Here is a 23,090-nt window from a genome sequence, read left to right on the forward strand (position 1 = left end):
TATCAGCCCTGGTTTTTAGCGCGAAAATATTCCCAGGCATTTTTTTCGGTGCCATCAGGCAATATGCACACGCCGGTCTGGCCATTCTCTCCGTCCCGAATTTCATACCGCCCACCGCTGTCGATGCAATAGATGGCCGAGGGGTTTGGCAGCTGTGGGTTTGAGTTGACCGCTTGCTCTTCCGAGCAGGCAGCAAGGGTGGCACAGACACCAAAGGTCAGACCGATCCGAAACATAAAGAATCTCCTAAATAAAGAGTTTTGCCGTTCATTGGGTCAGCTTAACGGCTTGTACTTGCGAATTGCCACACTTAGACGGTTTCTATGAGGATACTTTTTCTGGGTGACGTTATGGGCCGCGCTGGACGCGCGGCCGTTCAGCAACATCTGCCACGTCTGCGCGACGAATGGCGGCTGGATTTCGTGGTGATCAATGGTGAGAACGCCTCGAACGGAATGGGTTTGACCGGGGATCATGCCAAGCTGCTGTTAGATGCAGGGGCGGATTGTCTGACGCTGGGCGACCACGCTTTCGACCAGAAGGACATGTTGCAATTCATTGAGAGCGAACCGCGCATTGTGCGCCCCGTTAACTTTGCTAAGGGTGCTCCGGGGCGCGGGCATCGTCTCTATACCGCCCCTGGCGGGCGCAAGGTTCTGGTTGTACAGGTGCTTGGGCAGGTCTTTATGAAGCGGCCCTTCGATGATCCGTTCTCGGCCATCGAGCCAATTCTGAAGTCACACCCGCGCGGCGGTCAGGCGCAGGCGATCATCGTTGATATGCATTGCGAGGCCACATCCGAAAAGATGGCGATGGGGCATTATTGCGACAAGCGCGCCAGCCTCGTGGTTGGAACCCATACGCATGTTCCAACCGCGGATGCGCAGATCCTTCCGGGGGGAACAGCCTATCTGACCGATGCCGGGATGTGCGGGGATTACGATTCTGTCATTGGTATGGAAAAGCTAGAACCGATGCGCCGGTTCATCACCGGGATGCCCAAGGCGCGGTTTACGCCTGCAAATGGCGAAGCAACGCTAAGCGGTGTGTTCGTGGAAACCGATGATCGCAATGGTCAGGCAAAATCCGTGCAAATGGTGCGCGTTGGGGGTCGCTTGCAACAAGCCGGGCCGCAATAGCGCGAGGTTGGGCTTGCCCTGCTGCCCGCAATACGGGAAACTGCCCGACGGGCGCGCAAGCTGGGCCAGGGTTCGGACTGAATACCACGAATGCAATTTCTTCAACTGACAGAAACGGGCAGCGCGATCGTGGCGCTATTGGTTGTCGCAGGCATGTTTGTCATGTTCCTGCGCGAGGCTTACCCGACCGAGGTTGTCGCCATCGCGGGCGTTGCCCTGATGCTGGTGACCGGTATCCTGCCCTATCAAAGCGCGTTGGCAGTTCTGTCCAATCCTGCGCCATGGACGATTGCGGCGATGTTCATCGTCATGGGGGCTCTGGTCAGAACCGGGGCGTTGGATTCCTTTACCGCGACTGCGCAGAAACAGGCGCAGGTTAATCCGCGTATCGCTATCGCACTGCTGATGGGGTTTGTGGTTCTGGCCTCGGCGGTGGTGTCAAACACACCCGTTGTCGTCGTGATGATCCCGGTTTTTGTACAGATTGCCCGCACGTTGAATGTGCCGGCCTCGAAACTGCTGATCCCGCTCAGCTATGCTGCCATCATGGGGGGGACGCTGACACTGATCGGCACCTCGACCAACCTGCTTGTGGATGGTGTCGCGCGATCTCAGGGTCTGGCTGCATTCACGATTTTCGAAGTCACGCCCTTGGGCATCGCAGTGGTGATCTACGGCATGATCTATCTGCGCTTTGTTGCGCCGCGCCTGCTGCCGGAACGCGACAGCATGGCCTCGCTTCTCAGTGATCGCTCTAAGATGAAGTTCTTCACCGAGGCCGTCATTCCGCCCGACAGCAACCTGATCGGGCGCGAGGTGACAGGGGTGCAACTGTTCAAACGCCCCGGCGTACGCCTGATTGACGTGGTCCGCGGGGACGAGTCTTTGCGGCGCAACCTCAAAGGGGTGACACTTAAGGTTGGGGATCGCGTGGTCCTGCGGACCGAGATGACCGAGTTGCTGAGCCTGCAAAGCAACAAAGAGTTAAAGCGTGTTGATCAGGTTTCTGCGGTCGAGACCAAAACGGTCGAAGTGCTGATCACACCGGGGTGCCGTATGGTTGGGCGAACGCTGGGCGTGATGCGCCTGCGCCGCCGCTATGGTGTCTACGTTCTGGCGGTACATCGGCGGAACCAGAATATCGGTCGTCAACTAGACGACCTCGTGGTGCGAGTCGGGGATACTCTGCTGTTGGAGGGATCACCTGCCGATATCCAGAAGCTTGCCGCTGATATGGATATGGTCGACGTGACACAGCCCTCGGCGCGGGCGTTCCGCCGCAATCACGCTCCGGTGGCGATTGGGGCATTGATCGGGATCGTTGTATTGGCCGCATTGGGTGTGGCGCCAATTCTGTTGCTCTCCATTCTTGCGGTCGCTCTGGTTCTGGTCACCCGCTGCATAGACGCGGATGAGGCGTTTTCCTTTATCGAGGGGCGACTTCTGGCATTGATATTCTCGATGCTGGCCATCGGGGCTGCGCTTGATAAGTCTGGTGCGGTTTCCCTGATCGTCGATGCAATCGCACCTGGGCTAAGTGCGCTGCCACCGTTCCTGATCGTTTGGGCCATCTATGTTTTGACCTCGGTGCTTACCGAACTCGTCTCCAACAACGCCGTTGCGGTAGTGGTCACGCCGATCGCAATCGGGTTGGCGCAGGCCGTCGGCGTAGACCCAAGGCCGCTGGTGGTTGCGGTGATGTTGGCGGCATCTGCATCCTTTGCGACACCAATCGGATATCAGACCAACATGATGGTCTATGGTCCGGGGGGATATCGGTTTGTCGATTTCATGAAGGTTGGCATCCCCTTGAACCTGACGGTAGGGCTGCTTGCTTCGTTGCTTATTCCGATCATCTGGCCGTTGTAACACCGGCGCGAACCCGCCGGTTTTGCGCTGACGGTCTTGTAAAGGCTGATCCAGACACAATCTTTTCCTCTAGAACTTGGACGAAAGGACGGGATTATGCCTTTTCCAAAATTTGGTCAGTTGATCGTAATGGGTGCGATTATGGTGGCGCTGATTGGCAGCGATGTATCGGCTGGTTCGGTGACCGGTACCGCCTCCTACCGCGAACGGATTGCCGTGCCTGAAGACGCGACGCTTTATATCGAGCTGCAGGATATATCGCTTGCGGATGCGCCAGCGGTAACGCTGGCTGCGCAGCGCTACGTGCTGAGCGGGGTGCCTGCCGAGTTTGAACTGACCTATGATGATGCTCTGATCCGTGACGGGATGACCTATGCGGTGCGGGGGGCAATATATCGTGGGTCACAACTGCTGTTTACGACCGACACGGTGTATCCGGTCCTGACCAATGGTGCGCCGGATACGGCCGACATTTTGTTGGTCAAGACGGACGGCCCCACGTCGGCGGGGCTGGAAAACACAAGCTGGACGGCGATTGGTGTGGAGGGGGCCGTGCTGAACAGCGAACGCGCCCCGCAGCTTGAGTTTGCGCAAGGCGGTGCCTTTAGCGGCTCAGGCGGTTGCAACCGGTTCACCGGGCAGGCCGAGATTTCGGGCACTTCGCTGACGTTTCCAGACAATATTGCGGCCACTTTGATGGCCTGCCCACCCGAGATGGAGCAGGTCGAGGATCAGTTCTTTGCCGCGCTGCAAAACGTGGTGTCCTATGCGGTGGCGGGCGATAGCCTTGCGCTGCTGGACAGCGCAGGCGACCCGGTTCTGAAATTCATACGCACGCATTAATCAGGCCACAGCGCGCGACCGTCCTGCGTTGCGCCCGGAAAAGATGCAGCCGCCCAGAAATGTGCCTTCCAGTGCGTTGTATCCGTGATAGCCGCCGCCGCCGAAACCGGCGACCTCTCCTGCGGCGAACAACCCGGGAACGACCTGACCGTTTGCACCGATCATCTGACTGTCGAGGTTGGTCTGCAAACCGCCCAGCGTTTTGCGCGTCAGCATGTGAAGTTTGACCGCGATTAGCGGCCCATTCGCAGGATCAAGGAACTTGTGTGGTTTGGCGGTGCGGATCAACCTGTCACCCCGATAGTTGCGGGCCGCCAGAATCGCCGCCATCTGCGCGTCCTTGGTAAAAGGGTTGTCGACCTGTGAGTCCCGCGCTTCGATCTGGGCGCGCAAATGCGCCTCTTTGATCAGATCGCCACCCAGTTGGTTCATGCCGCTGACCAGTTCGGTCAGAGTGTTGGCAACGATGAAATCTTCCCCGTGTTGTTTGAAGGCCTCGACCGGCGCGGTGGCTTGCGATCCTGACAAAATGCGCTGACGGATAACCTCTTTCCAGCTGCCCGAGGTGAAATCCGGGTTCTGTTCCGACCCGGAGAGCGCAAATTCCTTTTTGATCACCTTTTGGGTCAGCACAAACCAGCTGTATTCATAACCGGTTTTCAGGATCTCTTTCAACGTGCCCAACGTGTCGAACCCCGGCAAACAAGGGGGCAACAGACGATTGCCGCGCGCGTCAAACCACATAGAGCTTGGGCCGGGCAGGATACGAATTCCGTGCGATGGCCAGATCGGGTTCCAGTTTTTGACGCCCTCGGTGTAATGCCACATCCGGTCGCCGTTGATCACATGCCCACCGGCCTTTTCGCTGATAGGGATCATCCGACCGTCAACGTGGAACGGCACGCCCGCGATCATGTCTTTGGGTGGTTCGCCCAGGCGGTCGCGCGGCCAGTTCTTGCGCACCATTTCGAAATTGCCACCAATACCGCCCGAACTGACGATGACCGAAGGAGCATAGACCTCGAATTCCCCGACCTCTTCCCGGTTGGTCTTGGCGCCATGCGCGGCTGCGTCCTCAGCCAAGACCTCTCCCGAGACGCCTTTGGCACAGCCGTTTTGCATAATGATATGGCTGACTTGGTGGCGGAACTTCAGCTGGATCAGGCCTGTGCTGACATGTTCGCGCACGCGACGGATGAAATGTTCCAGAACACCAGGGCCGGTGCCCCATGTGATGTGGAACCGAGGTACCGAATTGCCATGTCCATCGGCATAAGAACCGCCACGTTCGGCCCATCCAACCACAGGAAACCATCGCAGCCCCATATCGTGCAGCCAGGGCCGCATTTCACCGGCGGCGAATTCGACATAAGCCTCGGCCCATTTGCGGGGCCAAGCGTCTTCTTCGCGGTCAAACTGCGCGCTGCCCTGCCAGTCACGCAAGGCCAGTTCGTGGCTGTCCCTGATGCCCATCCGGCGCTGTTCCGGCGTGTCGACCATGAACAATCCACCGAGGCTCCAGAACGCCTGACCGCCGAGGAAATGACCGGGTTCCTGATCCAGTATGATCACCTTTTTTCCGCGGTCGCCTAGCTCGGCCGCGGCCGCAAGCCCAGCCAGCCCAGCCCCAACGACAATGGCATCTGCGGTGTTATTGGACATGTTTTTTCCTCTCAGCTGCGGCGCAGCCAGGCGATAAATGGCAGGGCGACGACATACATCAAGATACCATAGACGGCCGATGGCAGAGCAAGAGGGCTTAGCCCGTTTTCCGTGCTGGTAATCAGCGCTGCCAATGTGATGCCAAGAGTCGAGTTTTGGATGCCAGTTTCGATCGAGATCGTCTTGCTCTCGTTCCATGACAGGTTCACGGCGCAGGCCAGTCCCAGCCCGATCAGCAGCAGCGCAATGTTCAGGGTGATCAACGCCGACCCCATCAGCCCCAAATTTTCGACGAACATTTCCCAGTTCCCGGCCAGCGCGGCGAGAACGATCAGGACGAAAAGAATCGAAGCCAGTTTGGACAGAGGGGCATCGACCCGTTCTGCGAATCCTTTTGCGAAATGCCGTATACTGACGCCGATAGCGACGGGCAGGGTGGTTATCAGGAACATCGCTATGGCGAGGCCGGTGATCGAGACCTCGGGTGCGTCCTCGCCCATGAAGTGATTGATCGACCAGGCGGCCAATACGGGTACCGTCACCATCGACAGCAAGCTGATGATGGCTGTCAGGCTGACGGAAAGAGCGACATCACCCTTGGCCAGTTTAGTCAGGATATTGCTGGTAACACCGCCGGGGCAAAAGCTGAGGAGCATAACACCGACTGCAATTTCCGGTGGCAGTGCAAAGAGTTTGACCGTTGTAAATGCCGCAATGGGAAGCAAGATCACCTGGCAGAACGCCCCTATCGCAAAAGGGTATCGTCTGCTGACAACCCGGCGGAAATCGGCGATCTCAAGCCCGACACCCAAGGACAGCATGATTATGGCCAACGATAGTGGCAGGCCGACATTAATAAGCAGATCCAACTACAACTCCTCCCAAAGCCGTTCGGACCAGCGTAAGCGAGGGTCAAAGCCGCAGGCAACCGCGCCGTAGGGTCAGCCGTAGCGTTGGGCGAACCTGCGCAGGATTTCACCGGGCAGAGTGACATGGGCGGCGTGGCAAATGTCGATCAGACGCTGAGCATCTTCGGGCGGGAAATAGCCGTGGTGTTTGTAGATGGTGATACGTTCTTCAAAGTCGCGGGCATCAGCCTCGGGGTGGAACTGTGTGGCATAGACATTCTGGCCCCAGCGGATCATCTGGAACGGGCAAGGGTCCGAGGCAAGCAGATGCACGCACCCTTCTGGCAGGGATTGCACAGCCTCTTTATGGCCCACAAAAGCATCAAAACTCTGACCCAGCCCCGAGATCAGTGGATCGGTCGCACCGTCCTCTGTCACGTGGCAGGTTGAGGGGCCGACGGGCTCTCCGAACTGGTCTTTACTGACATCGCCACCCAGATGCGCGGTAAGAATACCCAGCCCATAGCAGCACCCCATGAACGGATGATCGCGCGCGGTGATCTGCGGCATCAGGCCCATGATGGCGGCTTCGGTGCGGGCATCCGTCGGCGATTTTGTCGCCGGATCGTCGCTGACACAGCCGGGGCCGCCGCCGACGATCACTCCAGCATAGTCGGTCACGTCCAAGCCGTCGGGCAGGTCTTCACAATCCAACCGGATGCGATGGGTCTGTTCAGAACTCAAGCCGGTCTTGTCCAAAATCGAGGCATATTCGGCATCGGACGCATCGGTTTCCGGGCGTAACTGCAGGATCAGAAATTGTTTCATGGAACGGCTCTTACCCGTCACAGCGGCCAGAACACAAGGATGGCGGGTATCGAAACCGCAATGATCAGGATTTCCAGCGGCAGGCCCATGCGCCAGTAGTCTCCGAACCGATAGCCACCCGGACCCAGAACCAGCGTGTTGTTCTTATGCCCGATAGGCGTCAGGAACGCAGCCGAGGCTGCAACGGCGACCGTCATCAGAAACGGGTCGGGGGAAACCTCAAGCGTGCGGGCCATCTGAATGCCGACCGGGGCCGCCACAATCGCCGTGGCGGTGTTGTTCAACACGTCCGACAGGGTCATGGTGACCACCATCAGAACGGTCAGAATAGCCCATGCAGGCAGGCCGTTAGTTAACTGGATCAGCGCATTGGCGATCAGTTCGGTGCCGCCCGAGGTTTCCAGTGCGCTGCCCAGGGGGATCATCGAGCCCAGCAAAACGACCACCGGCCATTCGATGTGAGTATAGAGATCCGCGATTGGCATGATCTTGGTCAGCACATAGGCAACCACAACAAGCCCCAATGCGACCGGCAGGTAGATCAGCCCAATACTGGCCGCCAGCACCGCGGTGGCAAACAGGCCAATCGCAAGCCACGCCTTTTCATTGGCGGTGACGTTCAGACCGCGTTGGGCCAGCGGTAGGCATCCCAGCCATTCGGTCACATCGGCGCTGCGATCACGCGGGCACAGCAACAACAGGATGTCGCCAGCCTCAACCTCGGTTTTGCGGACCTGTTCGGTGATGCTGCGGCCCTGGCGCGAAATGCCCATCAAAACGGTGCTCTGCCGCCATGCCAACCCCAACCCCTGCGCCGTACGCCCGGTGATGCGGGCGTTTTCGGTCACGACAACCTCGACGACTTCCAGCCCGTCGCCTTCAGCGGTCAGAAGCTCCTGTCGACGTGTGTCCGAAAAATCCAGCTTCAGCGCCGCGCGGAATTCATCCAGCGCCTCGGGGCGGGCCTCAAGCACCAGCGCGTCACCCTGATTCAGTGTTGCATGGGCCGACCGGCCATAGCGGCGCTTGCCGTCGCGGATCAGGCCGATGATGGCGACGTCGGATTTCTCGGCATCTTCATAAAGCTCGCTGACCCGTTTGCCGATCAACGGCGATTCCGTTGGGACGGTCAGTTCTGCGATATATTCGGCCAGCGCCTCAGAGGTTTCGGTTTGCGGTCCCCGGTTCGGGATCAATCGCCAGCCCACCAGTGAGACAAAGGCAAGCCCGGCAATCGCAGCAATGCCACCCACAGGGGCGAAATCGAACATACGAAAGGGCTCGCCCAGAGTTTCTGCGCGGATTGAGGCGATGATGATGTTCGGTGGCGTGCCAATCAGGGTCGCCATCCCACCCAGAATTGTTGCAAAGCTGAGCGGCATAAGGGTCAGGCCGACGGCTCGTCCGGCTTTTCGTGCGGTCTGAATGTCGACCGGCATCAACAGGGCCAAGGCAGCGACGTTATTCATGAAGGCGGACAGAACCGCCCCGATACCGCCCATCAAGGCGATATGGGCCCCAAGGCCGCGTGCCGCGTCAACCAGGGATCGCGTGATCAGGAATACCGCACCGGACCGGACCAGTCCGGCCGAAACGACCAGAACCAGCGCGACGATGATGGTCGCCGAGTGACCAAAACCGGCAAAAGCGTCATCGACGGGTACTACACCCAACACCACTCCGATCAGAAGCGCGGAAAACGCAACAAGATCATAGCGAAACCGCCCCCAAAGCAGCATTCCGAATACAGTGGCAAAGAGAGCGAAAAGTATGATCTGATCTGTCGTCATACCGCCAACATACTCGCAGAAGAAGCCGTCGCAAGCCGGTCTCTTGATCCCATGGCCCGCAAACGTCTATATGGGCGCCAAATACGCAATCACTATCACGAGGACGCACCATGGCAGGCCACTCCAAATGGGCCAATATCCAGCACCGCAAGGGACGTCAGGACGCCGCGCGGTCCAAACTGTTTTCCAAGCTGTCAAAAGAGATCACTGTTGCCGCTAAGATGGGCGACCCCGACCCAGACAAGAACCCGCGTCTGCGTTTGGCGGTGAAAGAGGCCAAGTCAAACTCGGTCCCCAAAGACGTGATCGACCGGGCGATCAAGAAATCGCAGGCAGGCGACGGCGACGAATACGAAGAAATCCGGTATGAAGGCTATGGCCCCAACGGCGTGGCCGTCATCGTCGAGACGATGACCGACAACCGGAACCGGACCGCATCGACCGTGCGCTCGACCTTTTCCAAGAATGGCGGCAATCTTGGCGAGACCGGTTCCGTCGGCTTTATGTTCGAACGCAAGGGTGAAGTGGTCTATCCGGAAACGGTTGGTGATGCCGACACCGTGTTCGAAGCGGCCATTGAGGCAGGCGCGGAAGATGTTGAAAGCTCGGACGAAGGTCATATCATCTGGTGCGCCGACACCGATCTGAACGACGTCTCGAACGCGCTCGAGGCTGCGCTGGGTGAAACGGAATCCACCAAACTGGTTTGGAAGCCAAGCACCACGACCGAGCTGGGGCTTGAGGATATGCAAAAGCTGATGAAGCTGGTCGATGCGCTGGAAGATGATGATGACGTTCAGCGCGTCACAACCAATTTCGAAGCCTCGGATGAGGTGATGGCGCAGCTTTGATCTGCCCCGCATCTTGAGATTTGGAAACCCGGCCGTCAGGCCGGGTTTTTTGTTGGTTGGAGGATAGGGCTATTGGCCGATCAGGTTCGAACCCATAGGCTGGGTCGAATAGCTGAAGCAGTGAGTCAAAGAGCAGATGACCGAACCTCAATTTGATTTGGCCAAACGCAATGTGCCTGTTTTGACCGGGCAGAGTATTCTGTCCCAGGTCGCCTGGACCCTTGGCAGCCCGTCCATTGTCTTGCCGTTTCTTGCGGTTTCGCTGGAACTCCCGATGTTCATCGCCGGCGCGCTGGTTTCAATCCGCATGGTCGGCAGCATGATCGCCGACGTGTTTCTGGCCCAAGTCATTGCGCTGCGCGAACAGAAGAAACGCAGCATCGCGATGACCGAAGTATTGATCGGGGCCTGCCTTGTCATGGCTCTGGCGGCGGCCGCGACGGGCAGTCTCGTGTTCACGGCTACAGCCTTTATCGCCGCATTTTTTTTGATCGGTCTCGTAGGTGAGATCCAGACATTGCTGCTTACTGACCTGCTGGGCGCGCACGTTCAGTCCAGGTCACGGATGATCATGCGATATCTGCAGTTAGGCGCCGGCGGATTGGGCGCAATCGGTCTTGTTCTGTTGGTCCATCAAATCACGCTGGGCAACCCTCCGTTTGCGCGCCATTCGGTTGTGATCGGAGTTGCAGTGGTGTTTTTTCTGTTGTCTGGCCTATCAATCCTGGCGATGTCCGAAGTTCCGCATCAGAAAATTTCCACAGCGCCTGAGGACGAAAGCAAAAGACATTGGTCCGAGTATTTCACCGATATTCTGGCGATGTTCAACCAGACCTGGTTCCGGCGCTATATGGTCATGCGCCTTCCGATTGTGGTTGTCAGTCTATCGGTTCCGTTCTTTGCCCTGATGGCGGCCGAGGCACATCACAGTTCGGCCAAAGGTCTTACCGCAATGATCATTTCGTCGGCCTCTGGATATCTGGTCTCTGCGCCTTTGTGGCAGTTTGTTAACCTGAAATCCCACCGGGCGGTCATGGTATCCGGAACTCTGATGGTGGCCTTGACCGGAGCAGGGCTGCTGACGGTCCATTACCTCCATATCGGTCATCAGGTGCACACTCATGCGGTTGCCCTGTTTGTGGTGACCGTGGCGGTAACAGGCATCAGCAGTGCCCGAAAGTTGTATTTTCTGGATATCGCCCCGTTTGATCAGCGGGTCAAAGGGGCGGCAGCGGTGAAAAGCATCTCGCGGATTGTTGCGGTCATCGTGTCGGCGGCGCTGGCTGGGCTGGCGCATATGCACGAGGTCTCTGCGGCGGTTTTGATCGTTGTCTTGGTCAGCCTGATCGCAGCTTTTGCCTGTTACCGGGTGGTGACGCCAATTCCTAAAGCGCCCGAGCCATCCTGATCGGCCAATCCTGTCTATCGTTGAATAAGCGCGTCGACAGCCGCGCGCTTTACAGCGGCGGTCAGCGGCGAAAGGGCCGAGGATAAGACACGCCCGACCTGCCAGGTCAGCGGAACATCAAGGGGCGTGTCTGGTATCAAGGGGCACAACAGGCCATCTGCCAAAGGCTTTTGTACCAACTCAATCGGGTTCATTCCCCACCCGATGCCGGCGATCGCTGCATCCACAAACCCGTGTGAGGATGGCAGGAAATGCGATGGCGGGGAAATGTGGTGCCCGAACTCTCTGGCAAACCAGGCTTTCTGAAGACCGTCCTTTTGATTGAAGGTCAGGCACGGTGCCATGGCAAGGCTGCTTTTGGTTACACCGTCCCGGAACCATTTATGCATAAAACCTGGGCTGGCCGTTGGAATATACCTGAAATCCCCAAGTGGATGGGCATCGCAGCCAGAGACCGGTTGCCCTCCGGTGGTAACAGCCGCGCTGACCTCACCGCGGCGCAACCAATCGGCCGAATGGTCCTGATCATCAATTACCAGATCGAACAGCAACTCATCTGTTTGGGCCATCGCAGCGATGAACCATGTGGCCAAACTGTCTGCAGGAATTGCAATGCGCACCTGGGTGGGGCCAGAGGTTCCCTCCAACGCAAGTTCACGGGCCAGCTGTGCCTCAAGCAGCCCGATATCCTCGGCGTATCTGGCAATGCGCAAGCCGGCGGGTGTCGCTGTGCAGGGCGCACCACGAGTGATCAGAGCGGCGCCTATCCGATCCTCTAATGACTTGATCCGCTGCGATATCGCCGAAGGCGTCACCGACAGCTCTGTGGCGGCGGCGTCAAAGCTTCCGTGGCGTAGAATGGCCGAAAGTGCGGCAAGGTGATTGGGATCCAGCAACATTAGCAGAGCTTAACCAGGTGTAACTTCTTTAATTTGATAAATCGACTGACTGGCTCTAGTCAATCAAATCGAACACAGGAGGTTTCATGTCCGCATCTCTGATTTCCGGATTCGCTCTAGGCTTTAGTCTGATTTTGGCCATTGGTGCGCAGAACGCCTTTGTCCTGCGTCAAGGGCTGCGCCGCGAACATGTTTTTGCCCTATGCCTGACCTGCGCCGTATCGGATGCCATTCTGATTGCGGCAGGGGTTGCCGGGTTCGGAACGCTTGCTCAGACTGCTCCTTGGTTCGAGCCGGTCATGCGCTATGGCGGGGCTGTGTTTCTGACCTGGTACGGGTTGCGCAGCCTGCTATCGGCCTGGCACGGCGGGTCTTCCATGGATGTCAGTGAAGGGACACGTTCAAGTCTGAGGTCTGTCCTGCTGACCGTGCTGGCATTCACCTGGTTGAATCCGCATGTCTATCTGGACACGGTGGTTCTGATCGGGTCGATATCTGCACAATATGATGACCGGTTGGCCTTTGCTATTGGAGCGATGCTGTCCAGCTTTGTCTTCTTCTTCTCGTTGGGCTACGGGGCAAGGATTCTGTCGCCGGTCTTTGCCCGCCCAAGGGCATGGCAGGTGCTGGATGTTGTTATCGGTTTTGTCATGCTGGCGATTGCGGCCAAGCTGGTGGCGATCTGAGGTCTTGTTCCCACCTGTGTTTCGGTGTTGAACCGTTAACATGACAACTCAACCTAACACCTATCGGCCATTGGCGGGAATGTTCTGGATGTTTTCCGCCGGTCTGTCCTTTGTTGTCATGACTGCGCTCGTCAAATCTCTGGGCACCTCCATGGACCCGATACAGGCCGCATTTCTGCGCTTTGTCTTTGGGTTGGTGTTCCTACTGCCAGCGTTACGGCTGATCGTTAGGACACCTCTGACACGTAGGCATCTGACACTGTTCGGCATCCGCGGGGTGGTTCACGCCATTGCCGTGATGCTGTGGTTCTTTTCCATGACCCGAATTCCGTTGGCCGAAGTCACGGCCATGAACTACATGACGCCGGTCTATGTCACATTGGGTGCTGTGCTGTTTCTAGGCGAGAAGCTAGCCTTCCGCCGGATTGCCGCCATTGGTGTCGCATTGATCGGTGTAGCAATTATTCTCCGACCTGGGTTTCGGGATATCTCGGTTGGTCACGTGACCATGTTGGGGACTTCGTTGACGCTTGGTGCGTCCTACCTGCTGGCCAAGATGCTGGTGCGAGATCTGCCGCCCTCGGTCGTGGTTGCACATATGTCCATATGGGTGACGATGGCGCTGATACCTTTCGCCATTGCCGTGTGGTCCCCTCCAAGTCTCCATGATTTGGGTGTGCTGTTTCTGGTTGCCTGTTTTGCCACACTTGGACACTATCTGATGACCTTGGCCCTGCAGGCCGCCCCCGTAGCAGTGACGCAGCCCGTCACATTCTTACAGCTGATCTGGGCCACGCTGGTTGGGGCGTTGGTTTTCCACGAAAGCGTAGATTTGTGGGTGGTCGCCGGGGGCACGCTGATTCTGTTGGCAGTCAGTTTTATTGCCTGGCGCGAGGCTGTGTTGAACCGCAGCAGCCTGACGACCCCCAGTATTGCACCTAAACTTTAGCCGATTTCTGCCGGAAAAACGTTATTAATTGACGAGTCAATAAAAATCTCCTAGCGTTTTTCTATCAAAAGCAGTTGAGGGGTACGGATGCCGAAACTCGGAATGGAGCCAATCCGCCGTGATGCGATCGTTAAGGCAACGATTGCTGAGCTCGGGTCGAAAAAATCCCTCGATGTAACCGTCAGCCAGATCGCTAAGCGGGCTGGCATGTCCAGCGCGCTGGCACATCACTATTTCGGCGGTAAAGATCAGATTTTTCTGGCAGCGATGCGCCGCATCCTGTCGGATTTCGGGGCAGAGGTCCGGTCAGAACTGAAAGCAGCCACGCCAAGTGGACGCGCGCAGGCGATCATCCGGGCATGCTTTGCCCCATCCTGTTTCACGCCGGATGTGACGGCAGCGTGGATGACATTCTACGTTCTTGCGCAGACCAATGACGACGCCCTGCGATTGTGGCAGATTTATCAGGCCCGTATCCGGTCGAACCTAGTTTATGCGCTGCGCCCGCATTTGGCCGATCCGGTTGAGGCGGCCGGGAACATGATCGCCTTGATCGACGGACTTTATATCCACGCCGCGCTGAGCGCCCCGGAAGAACCGCAACTGGCTGTAAACCACGCGATGCGCGTGCTCAGCACCTTGCTCGAGGCCGAGAAATGACAAAACCTAATATTCTGATCCTGATGGTGGATCAGTTGAACGGGACCCTTTTTCCTGACGGTCCTGTCGACTGGCTGCATGCGCCAAACCTGAAAAAGCTGGCCGAACGATCCACGCGATTTGCGAATGCCTATACGGCGTCGCCCCTGTGTGCGCCGGGTCGGGCCAGTTTTATGTCCGGTCAGTTGCCGTCGCGCACTGGTGTCTATGACAATGCCGCCGAGTTTGGCAGTGATATTCCGACATATGCCCACCATCTGCGCCGTGCAGGGTACTATACCTGTCTGTCGGGCAAGATGCATTTCGTCGGGCCTGATCAGTTGCACGGGTTTGAAGATCGCCTAACCACCGACATCTACCCCGCCGATTTCGGCTGGACCCCGGACTACCGTAAACCAGGCGAGCGGATTGACTGGTGGTATCACAATATGGGTTCGGTCACGGGCGCAGGTGTAGCCGAGATTTCCAACCAAATGGAATATGACGACGAGGTGGCCTATAACGCCAAGTCCAAGCTATACGATCTGGCCCGTGGCAAGGACGACCGTCCATGGTGCCTGACTGTAAGCTTTACCCACCCGCATGATCCCTATGTTGCACGTCGCAAATACTGGGACCTGTACGAAGATTGCGAGCACCTTCTGCCCGAGATTGCCGACCTTGGTTATGATAATCAGGACCCGCATTCGAAACGGATTTTTGACGCCAATGACTGGCGCAGCTTTGACATCACTCAAGAAGATACCCGCAAATCACGCCGCGCCTATTTCGCCAATATCTCGTATCTGGACGACAAGGTCGGCGAGATACTCGAGGTGTTAGAGGCCACGCGGCAAGAGGCGATCATCCTGTTTGTCTCGGACCATGGCGATATGCTGGGTGAGCGCGGGCTGTGGTTCAAGATGACTTTCTACGAAGGGTCATCCCGCGTCCCGCTGATGATCTGTGCACCCGATCTGCCAGCGGGCCGGATCGACGCTCCGGTTTCGACCATAGATGTGACGCCGACCTTGGGCGCTCTGGCCGGTGTCGATATGGAAGAGATCGCGCCCTGGACAGATGGCGAAAACCTTGTGCCGCTGGCCAAGGGTCACGAACGCAGCGCGCCGGTTGCAATGGAATATGCGGCCGAGGCCTCTTATGCGCCACTGGTGTCCTTGCGCTATGGCAAATGGAAATACAACCGATGTGCGCTAGACCCTGATCAACTGTTCGACCTCGAGACGGACCCTTCCGAGTTGGAGAACCTCGCAGACAGGCCAGAGCATGCAGGAACGTTGCAGACCTTGCGTGCCAAGTCCGATGCCCGTTGGGATCTGGATCGGTTCGACGCCGAAGTTCGCGCCAGCCAGGCGCGTCGCTGGGTCGTGTACGAGGCGTTGCGCCAGGGCGGGTATTATCCGTGGGACTACCAGCCCCTGCAGAAAGCATCTGAGCGGTACATGCGTAACCACATGGATCTGAATATCGTCGAGGAAAGCCAACGCTTTCCACGCGGAGAGTAACAACCCGAATTAACAAGACCCTCTCCGGTCAGGCAGAGATTTTTCGATGAAAAATCTTGGCTCCGGTTGAGAATGGAGACCCGAAAATGGAAGCAGATTTCGTCATCGTCGGCGCAGGTTCCGCAGGCTGCGCGATGGCATATCGTTTGAGTGAGGCCGGTGCCTCGGTTCTGGTGATCGAGCATGGCGGTACCGACATGGGCCCGTTTATCCAGATGCCCGCCGCGCTAAGCTATCCGATGAACATGTCGCGCTATGACTGGGGCTATCAATCCGAGCCTGAGCCGCATCTGAACAACCGCCGTCTGGCCTGCCCGCGAGGGAAGGTGATTGGTGGGTCCTCTTCGATCAACGGAATGGTTTATGTGCGCGGCCACGCCCGGGACTTCGATACCTGGGCCGAGATGGGCGCGGATGGTTGGTCTTATGCGGATGTTCTGCCGTATTACAAACGGATGGAGACCTGGCATGACGGCGGTCATGGTGGTGATTCCGCGTGGCGGGGCACTGACGGGCCGCTGCATGTGTCGCGGGGCCCGCGTGCGAACCCGCTGTTCCAGGCCTTTGTCGATGCGGGCCAGCAAGCCGGGTATGAAGTCACGGGCGACTATAACGGTGAAAAGCAAGAAGGCTTCGGCCCGATGGAGCAGACCGTCTGGAAAGGGCGGCGCTGGTCGGCGGCAAATGCCTATCTGCGGCCTGCGCTCAAGCGCGAGAACTGCGATATCGTGCGCGGTCTTGCGATCCGGATTGTTCTGGAAAACGGAAGTGCTGTTGGTGTTGAACTGATCCGTGGCGGCAAGACAGAGGTGATCCGCGCCCGCCGCGAAGTGGTCATCGCAGCCTCGTCCATCAATTCGCCGAAACTTTTGATGCTGTCTGGAATCGGCCCGGCTGCGCATTTGGCTGAGCAGGGGATCGGAGTTGTTGCAGACCGTCCGGGGGTTGGCGCAAATCTACAGGACCATTTGGAGCTGTATATCCAGCAAGCCTCGCTTCAGCCGATCACGCTCTACAAACACTGGAACCTGGTCAGCAAGGGTCTGATTGGGGCGCAATGGCTGTTCACCAAGACCGGCCTTGGTGCCTCGAACCAGTTCGAAAGCGCGGCCTTCATCCGATCAAGGCCGGGTGTCGAATACCCCGACATCCAGTACCACTTCCTGCCGATGGCGGTGCGCTATGACGGGCAGGCTGCGGCCGAGGGGCACGGGTTCCAAGCACATGTGGGTCCGATGCGATCGGAATCACGGGGTGCTGTGACATTGCGCTCGGCTCGACCCGAGGACGCACCTGTCATCCGGTTCAATTACATGAGCCAGGAAAAAGATTGGGAGGAGTTCCGCACCTGTATCCGCCTGACGCGAGAGATTTTCGGGCAAGAGGCGTTCAGACCCTTTGCCGGGAAAGAGATTCAGCCCGGTGCTGCGGTACAAACAGATGAAGAGTTGAACGCCTTTATCGCTGAGCATGCCGAAAGTGCCTATCATCCCTGCGGCACCTGCAGGATGGGACGGGCGGATGACCAGAACGCGGTTGTCGACTCCGAAGGCCGGGTGATCGGCGTGGATCGGCTGCGTGTGGCGGACAGTTCGATCTTTCCGCAAATCACCAACGGCAACCTTAATGCGCCGTCGATCATGGTGGGCGAGAAAGTCTCGGATCATCTGCTGGGCAAAGATCCGTTGCCCAAAGCCAATGATCAGCCTTGGATTCATCCGCAATGGGCCTCGGCGCAGCGCTGATTTGATCCGCGTCAAAGCGGGGGGAGTGGGACCAATATAGACCTGAATCGCAACGCATTTTCTAAGGAGCGAACAGGAATGTCCCACACCCCGCACGAATTGGCCGAAGAGTTTCCCGACAAGGTCGAATTGATCAGTCAGCTTAAACAGTCCGATGCGCATTTTTCTCGGCTGGCCGAAGAGTATCACGAGGTCAATCGTATCGTGCACCGCGCGGAAACTAACGTCGAGCCGATGGAGGACCTTGCCGAAGGCGAGCTGCGCAAGAAACGCGCCGCATTGAAGGATGAGATCTGGGCGATTTTGTCGAACGCTTAAGGATTGGGCGGGGGCATTGCCCCCGTTTCGGCTGGCCGTGGTTTTAGGCCGGGTAAAGCTCAGGTGACTTCATAGGGTAAGGTTCCGCGGGTATGAGTGTCGATGGACAAGCGACGTTCCAGCGGAGGAACTGACCGTTGGTGGCAGTTCTGGCGTTCGCAGATCCGGCACGAGATACCTATGGGCTCGTAGGCACTGGCGTTTGAGATATCCAGATTGTCCGCATAAACCAACGCTTCGGCGTGGCGGACCTCGCATCCCAGCGCAATCGCATAGCGCCGGACAGGCGCTCCGTACGAACCGCCCGATTTCGAAACATCCCGCGCCAGCGAGATATAGCGGACCCCGTCCGGGGTTTCGGCAAGCTGCCGCAGGAAGTGACCCGGAGTTTCAAAGGCGCGGTGCACATTCCACAATGGGCAGGCACCGCCAAAGCGCGCAAATTGCAGGCGCGTGGCGGAGTGGCGTTTTGTGATCGTTCCGGCCTGATCCACCCGAACAAAGAAGAATGGTATCCCCTTTGCGCCGGGGCGCTGCAGCGTCGAAAGCCTGTGGGCCACCTGTTCGATGGATGCTCCAAAACGATTGCTGAGCAATTCCAAATCATGGCGGTAAAGCTGGGCTGCACTGAGAAATTCGCCATAGGGCATCAGAGAGGCGCCAGCGAAATAATTCGCCAAGCCGATCTTCGCAATCGCGCGCGCCTCATCACTGTGAAATTTGGCGAAATCCAGTGTCGCTTCAAGCAGCTTGTCCTGATTGATTAGGGATACCTGCAAGAGCAGCTGAAACACTTGTGTTTGCGGTGCAATCCGTGATGACAGCAGCAATGTTTTGCTATCCGCATCGTATTTCCGGGTTTCTTCGATATCCGGGAACTGAACGCGAATACCGTTTTCTCCCAAGCTTTCGATTGCGGCGGCGCGAATTCCGCCTTTGTCCTGGGCGCGGCCTGCAAATCGTTCTGCGGCCCGGTCCACCGCGTCTATGTAGTTGTCGCAATAATGGAAAAAGTCTCGTACTTCTTCCCAGGGGCTGGCCTGAATCTGTGCGTCTTCACGTCCCAGGGCTTCGTCCAGCGAGGCCAGCCTTTCATGCGTCTGGCGATACGTGCGGTGCAGGGCGATAAACGCTCGGGCCATTGCGGGGGCGTTTGAAGCTGTCAGGCGCAGATCAGCGAGCGGTGGCATGGCGTCATCAAACACGGGGTCCGCCAGCGCCTCGCGCAGGTCTGAGACCAGACGTTCGCTGTCACCAGTGCTGAGTTCGGTCACGTCCATGCCGAATTCCTGCGCCAGCGCCAGAACAACCGTGGTCGAGATCGGGCGGTTGTTATTCTCCATCTGGTTCAGATAGGGAAGCGAAACCCCCAGTTTGGCTGCGAATTCCTTTTGTGTCAGCGTCAGGCGCGTGCGCATTTCACGCAGTTTTGCACCAGCATAGAGCTTTTGGGTCGCCATGGCGTGCCTTTGCAACTTTTCTAATCTTGAACGCTAGCTTTGCAAACCGTCCTGCGCAAGGCGTGTTACAGGCCCAAATACCGTTCGCGCCGGATCACGATGGCAATAGCAACGATGGCAAATGTTGCAGAGGCTAACATCAGCCACAGCAGCGGCATCGCGCCTGTTTCATGGGTTAGTATTGCGCCCGTGAGCGCGCTCAGGCCAGCTCCGCCGCCCAGCATGATGGCGCCGCTCAGCCCAGATGCTGTTGCGGCCAGGTGCGGGCGGACGGACAGTGCGCCTGAAGTTGCGTTTGGAATGGTCATACCATTGCCCACACCAACAATGGTCATGAACCCAAAGAAGCTGAGAACCGAGCCGTAGCCCGTAAGGAACACGATCGTTGACAATGCAACGCCGGTTGCGTTCATCCAGCACCCCCAAAGAACCATCCGGTTCACGCCAAAGCGGACAGAGAACCTGCCGCTGAAGAAGTTGCCGAAGAAATAACCCACCGCAGGGGCGCCGAAGTAAATGCCAAGTTCTGACGCTGTTAGGCCGAACAGTTCAGTCCCGACGAAAGGCGCGCCGCCCAGATAGGCGAAGAAAGCGCCCGACGACAGGGCTGAGGCCATGGAATAGCCCCAGAACCGAGGGGATTTGAGCAATTCCGGGTATTCACGAAACTGCTGCAGCAAGGTCAGCCCGCTTTTGCGGGATGTTTCTCCGAAGTCGGAATAGGTCAGCATTAGAGCCAGTAGGCCCAGCCCGAAAGGAAGCCAGAAATTTGCCTTCCAGCCAAAGCTCTCTTCCAGAAAGCCGCCGATGGCAGGGCCGATCATTGGAACAATGGCCATTCCCATGGTGACATAGCCGATCATCGAAGCCGCCTGATCCGCTTCGTAAAGGTCTCGCACCGCTGCGCGGCTAAGGACCATTCCAACAGCTACGACCGCTTGAAACATCCTGAAGGCCAGAAATACTTCGGCGTTCGGGGAGTAGATGCAACCCAATGTCGCAATCAGAAACAGAACCAATCCCCATAGAATAACCGGCCTGCGGCCAACCTTATCTGCGATGGGGCCGATCAGAATTTGGATTACTGCGCTGATCATCAGATACAGAGCGATCGACAGCTGCATGACTTTGTAGTCTGCGTCAAAATACGCGGCCATATTGGGCAGGCTGGGAAGGAAAAGATTCAAGCTCAGTGCTGACAGCCCGGATAGCATCACAAGTGTGGCAATGGTGGGGGGCGAACGACGCGCTGGCGAAAAAGTAAACTGCATGGTTCACATGTATAGTGACGGTTTTTGGGATTGCCATCCGTGACCGTGTATCAGTGCGAAACTTTGCATGTTTACAATTACCTGAAACTATATTTTCAAAGATTTGCAAATTTGCCGAATGAGGCTTTGGTCTGAACGAAACTAAGTATAGTGTCGCGCCAAATTTCAAAGGGGATCATCGTTATGAAAGACATCCTTTCCGAGCTTGAAGGCCGCCGCAACGATGCACGGCTGGGGGGTGGGCAAAAACGTATTGATGCGCAGCATGCGCGGGGCAAGCTGACCGCACGCGAACGCATAGAGCTGTTGGTGGATGAAGGCAGTTTCGAAGAATTCGACATGTTTGTCAGCCATCGTTGCACGGATTTCGGGATGGAAAATCAAAAGCCTGCAGGCGATGGTGTCGTCACCGGATGGGGCACAATCAATGGTCGTATGGTCTATGTCTTCAGCCAGGACTTCACCGTTTTCGGCGGGTCTCTGTCGGAAACCCACGCGCAGAAAATCTGCAAGATCATGGACATGGCAATCCAGAATGGTGCTCCGGTGATCGGCATCAACGATTCGGGTGGTGCGCGAATCCAGGAAGGTGTGGCCTCGCTTGCGGGTTATGCCGAGGTGTTCCAGCGTAACATCATGGCCTCGGGCGTGGTTCCGCAGATCAGTGTGATCATGGGGCCCTGCGCCGGTGGCGCCGTCTACAGTCCGGCGATGACCGACTTTATCTTTATGGTCAAAGACACCTCGTACATGTTTGTGACGGGCCCCGATGTCGTCAAGACAGTCACCAATGAGGTTGTAACCGCCGAAGAGCTGGGTGGTGCATCGACCCATACCAAGAAATCTTCGGTTGCCGACGGTGCATTCGAAAATGATGTCGAAGCACTGGCCGAAGTGCGCCGTCTTGTCGATTTCCTACCGTTGAACAACAAGGAAAAACCGCCCGTTCGTCCCTTCTTTGACGAACCGGGCCGGATTGAGGCTTCGCTGGATACGTTGATCCCGGACAACCCGAACACGCCTTATGACATGAAAGAACTCATTGCCAAAGTGGCGGACGAGGGTGATTTTTACGAAATTCAAGAAGATTACGCCAAGAACATCATCACGGGCTTTATCCGTCTGGAAGGTCAGACCGTAGGTGTTGTAGCCAACCAGCCGATGGTGCTGGCCGGCTGTCTGGATATCGACAGCAGCCGCAAAGCCGCGCGCTTCGTCCGGTTCTGTGATTGCTTTGAAATTCCGATTTTGACACTGGTTGATGTGCCGGGCTTTTTGCCGGGAACCTCGCAGGAATATGGCGGCGTGATCAAACATGGCGCAAAACTGCTGTTTGCCTATGGCGAGGCGACCGTTCCGAAGGTCACAGTGATCACCCGAAAGGCCTATGGCGGTGCCTATGACGTGATGGCATCCAAACATCTGCGTGGCGATTTCAACTATGCTTGGCCAACCGCCGAGATCGCGGTGATGGGGGCCAAGGGCGCGACCGAAATCATCCACCGTGCGGATCTGGGCGATGCCGAGAAAATCGCACAGCACGCTCAGGACTATGAGGACCGGTTTGCCAACCCGTTTGTGGCTGCGGAACGTGGATTCATTGATGAGGTGATCATGCCGCATTCGACCCGCCGCCGCGTATCGCGAGCTTTTGCCAGCTTGCGTAACAAGCAACTGAAAAACCCCTGGAAAAAGCACGATAACATTCCGCTGTAAGCTGACGGTCGCGGGGCAGGCGCTCTGGTTTGCCTGCCTCTGGGCACGTTGGTGAAAGACCCCCAAACGGCGAATTTGACTTTGAGAGCAAAGCTGCTAAATGAAATGCCTTATTGGACATAGAAAAGCGCGGGCCAGTAGGCATGCGCGCGCGATCCCGGAGAGAGGAGCTCGCCTTTGGTGGGTCTGGGATCGCGCCTTATGTCTGGCAATTCTCTGTCTTGGTTCGCCTACATTCGCAGAAGCATTAGTGCCGGTGCCCTCTGGGCAGCCTGTACATCTGAACGATGTCCTGCTGGACAACAATCCGGGCGAGTTATGGCTGCGCTTTCGCTTCATCGCGCCAAAGATAGGCTCGGATGTGGGACGCATTGGATATGATGTCGCCACGATCGACATGGAGCACCTGTGTCAGACGCTGGCCGTGGCCTATGTCGCGCACCACAAGCTGGAACCAGCCAGGGTTGTGATTTCCCTTTCGAACAAGCCGATAGATTTTGGCCATACCGCGCCGGATGCCACGCAGTTCTTCGAAGCGTATCTTCTGCAGGATTCCCAATGTATCTGGGACGGAGGGATTTGAGAATGGTTGTCAATTACCACAATTTCTGTGCATTCCCCTTCGCCTCAAAGGACCTTAGCG

General features: G+C 57.3%; 21 protein-coding genes. 13 read left to right on the top strand and 8 right to left on the bottom strand.

Translation table 11 applies throughout. From position 1 onward, the window contains the following. Positions 1-2 precede the first annotated feature (2 nt). The gene (locus AC2FIM_RS11040; protein ID WP_142636759.1) at positions 3-236 is read right to left on the bottom strand and encodes a putative hemolysin; all 234 of its coding nucleotides are present in this window, start codon (positions 234-236) and stop codon (positions 3-5) included. Between the two features lie 87 nt (positions 237-323). Between AC2FIM_RS11040 and AC2FIM_RS11045 the strand changes: the two genes are divergently transcribed. From AC2FIM_RS11045 to AC2FIM_RS11055, 3 genes are all read left to right on the top strand, one after another. Then, on the top strand, positions 324-1,139 hold the full coding sequence (locus AC2FIM_RS11045; RefSeq protein WP_142636761.1) for a TIGR00282 family metallophosphoesterase: 816 nt from the start codon (positions 324-326) through the stop codon (positions 1,137-1,139). Positions 1,140-1,229: 90 nt separating this feature from the next. Beyond that, positions 1,230-3,008 (top strand): SLC13 family permease, encoded by a 1,779-nt coding sequence (locus AC2FIM_RS11050; protein WP_271949419.1) that lies wholly within the window; start codon positions 1,230-1,232, stop codon positions 3,006-3,008. A gap of 96 nt (positions 3,009-3,104) precedes the next feature. Continuing rightward, positions 3,105-3,851 (top strand): YbaY family lipoprotein, encoded by a 747-nt coding sequence (locus AC2FIM_RS11055; RefSeq protein WP_496677719.1) that lies wholly within the window; start codon positions 3,105-3,107, stop codon positions 3,849-3,851. On the opposite strand, the gene AC2FIM_RS11060 is transcribed toward AC2FIM_RS11055, so the two are convergent. The 4 genes from AC2FIM_RS11060 to AC2FIM_RS11075 all read right to left on the bottom strand — a co-directional run bounded on the left by AC2FIM_RS11060 (position 3,852) and on the right by AC2FIM_RS11075 (position 8,979). Next, complete coding sequence (locus AC2FIM_RS11060; RefSeq protein WP_496677720.1) at positions 3,852-5,513, bottom strand: FAD-binding dehydrogenase; 1,662 nt, start codon at positions 5,511-5,513, stop codon at positions 3,852-3,854. An 11-nt stretch (positions 5,514-5,524) separates the two neighbouring features. Further along, positions 5,525-6,382, bottom strand: coding sequence for a bile acid:sodium symporter family protein (locus AC2FIM_RS11065; protein ID WP_271949427.1), 858 nt, complete (start codon positions 6,380-6,382; stop codon positions 5,525-5,527). Between the two features lie 72 nt (positions 6,383-6,454). Continuing rightward, the gene (locus AC2FIM_RS11070; RefSeq protein WP_496677721.1) at positions 6,455-7,189 is read right to left on the bottom strand and encodes a glutamine amidotransferase; all 735 of its coding nucleotides are present in this window, start codon (positions 7,187-7,189) and stop codon (positions 6,455-6,457) included. Positions 7,190-7,206: 17 nt separating this feature from the next. Continuing rightward, positions 7,207-8,979 carry an SLC13 family permease gene (locus AC2FIM_RS11075; RefSeq protein WP_496708129.1) on the bottom strand — a complete coding sequence of 591 codons (1,773 nt, stop codon included), beginning with the start codon at positions 8,977-8,979 and terminating at the stop codon, positions 7,207-7,209. A gap of 110 nt (positions 8,980-9,089) precedes the next feature. Between AC2FIM_RS11075 and AC2FIM_RS11080 the strand changes: the two genes are divergently transcribed. After that, complete coding sequence (locus AC2FIM_RS11080; protein ID WP_271949434.1) at positions 9,090-9,830, top strand: YebC/PmpR family DNA-binding transcriptional regulator; 741 nt, start codon at positions 9,090-9,092, stop codon at positions 9,828-9,830. Positions 9,831-9,966: 136 nt separating this feature from the next. Next, positions 9,967-11,238: a permease gene (locus AC2FIM_RS11085; RefSeq protein WP_271949435.1), complete on the top strand. Its 1,272-nt coding sequence runs from the start codon at positions 9,967-9,969 to the stop codon at positions 11,236-11,238. Positions 11,239-11,252: 14 nt separating this feature from the next. Here the strand turns inward: AC2FIM_RS11085 and AC2FIM_RS11090 are convergent, their stop codons facing one another. Beyond that, complete coding sequence (locus AC2FIM_RS11090) at positions 11,253-12,137, bottom strand: LysR family transcriptional regulator ArgP (protein WP_496677723.1); 885 nt, start codon at positions 12,135-12,137, stop codon at positions 11,253-11,255. 86 nt (positions 12,138-12,223) lie between these two features. Here AC2FIM_RS11090 and AC2FIM_RS11095 point away from each other — a divergent pair, with 86 nt between their 5' ends. The 6 genes from AC2FIM_RS11095 to AC2FIM_RS11120 all read left to right on the top strand — a co-directional run bounded on the left by AC2FIM_RS11095 (position 12,224) and on the right by AC2FIM_RS11120 (position 18,000). After that, positions 12,224-12,823 carry a LysE/ArgO family amino acid transporter gene (locus AC2FIM_RS11095; protein WP_271949439.1) on the top strand — a complete coding sequence of 200 codons (600 nt, stop codon included), beginning with the start codon at positions 12,224-12,226 and terminating at the stop codon, positions 12,821-12,823. A gap of 40 nt (positions 12,824-12,863) precedes the next feature. Next, positions 12,864-13,772, top strand: a complete 909-nt coding sequence (locus tag AC2FIM_RS11100; RefSeq protein ID WP_271949441.1) for a DMT family transporter — start codon at positions 12,864-12,866, stop codon at positions 13,770-13,772. An 87-nt stretch (positions 13,773-13,859) separates the two neighbouring features. Beyond that, complete coding sequence (betI, locus tag AC2FIM_RS11105; protein WP_271949443.1) at positions 13,860-14,432, top strand: choline-binding transcriptional repressor BetI; 573 nt, start codon at positions 13,860-13,862, stop codon at positions 14,430-14,432. Next, positions 14,429-15,937: a choline-sulfatase gene (betC, locus tag AC2FIM_RS11110; protein ID WP_496731999.1), complete on the top strand. Its 1,509-nt coding sequence runs from the start codon at positions 14,429-14,431 to the stop codon at positions 15,935-15,937. Before betI ends, betC begins: the two co-directional genes overlap by 4 nt. 86 nt (positions 15,938-16,023) lie before the next feature. Then, the gene (gene betA, locus AC2FIM_RS11115; RefSeq protein WP_496732001.1) at positions 16,024-17,682 is read left to right on the top strand and encodes a choline dehydrogenase; all 1,659 of its coding nucleotides are present in this window, start codon (positions 16,024-16,026) and stop codon (positions 17,680-17,682) included. A 78-nt stretch (positions 17,683-17,760) separates the two neighbouring features. Then, complete coding sequence (locus AC2FIM_RS11120) at positions 17,761-18,000, top strand: HP1242/YdcH family protein (protein ID WP_142636790.1); 240 nt, start codon at positions 17,761-17,763, stop codon at positions 17,998-18,000. Positions 18,001-18,059: 59 nt separating this feature from the next. Here the strand turns inward: AC2FIM_RS11120 and AC2FIM_RS11125 are convergent, their stop codons facing one another. After that, the gene (locus AC2FIM_RS11125; RefSeq protein WP_271949447.1) at positions 18,060-19,460 is read right to left on the bottom strand and encodes a helix-turn-helix domain-containing protein; all 1,401 of its coding nucleotides are present in this window, start codon (positions 19,458-19,460) and stop codon (positions 18,060-18,062) included. Positions 19,461-19,525: 65 nt separating this feature from the next. Then, complete coding sequence (locus tag AC2FIM_RS11130) at positions 19,526-20,731, bottom strand: multidrug effflux MFS transporter (RefSeq protein ID WP_271949449.1); 1,206 nt, start codon at positions 20,729-20,731, stop codon at positions 19,526-19,528. A gap of 183 nt (positions 20,732-20,914) precedes the next feature. On the opposite strand from AC2FIM_RS11130, the gene AC2FIM_RS11135 reads away from it, so the two are divergent. Beyond that, a complete protein-coding gene (locus AC2FIM_RS11135) occupies positions 20,915-22,447 on the top strand; it encodes an acyl-CoA carboxylase subunit beta (RefSeq protein WP_142636795.1) in 1,533 nt (510 codons plus the stop codon). A 256-nt stretch (positions 22,448-22,703) separates the two neighbouring features. Further along, the gene (locus tag AC2FIM_RS11140) at positions 22,704-23,030 is read left to right on the top strand and encodes a DUF6497 family protein (protein WP_496689677.1); all 327 of its coding nucleotides are present in this window, start codon (positions 22,704-22,706) and stop codon (positions 23,028-23,030) included. The last annotated feature ends 60 nt before the right edge of the window (positions 23,031-23,090 follow it).

It is taken from the genome of Ruegeria sp. CDSC052 (genome assembly GCF_059610685.1).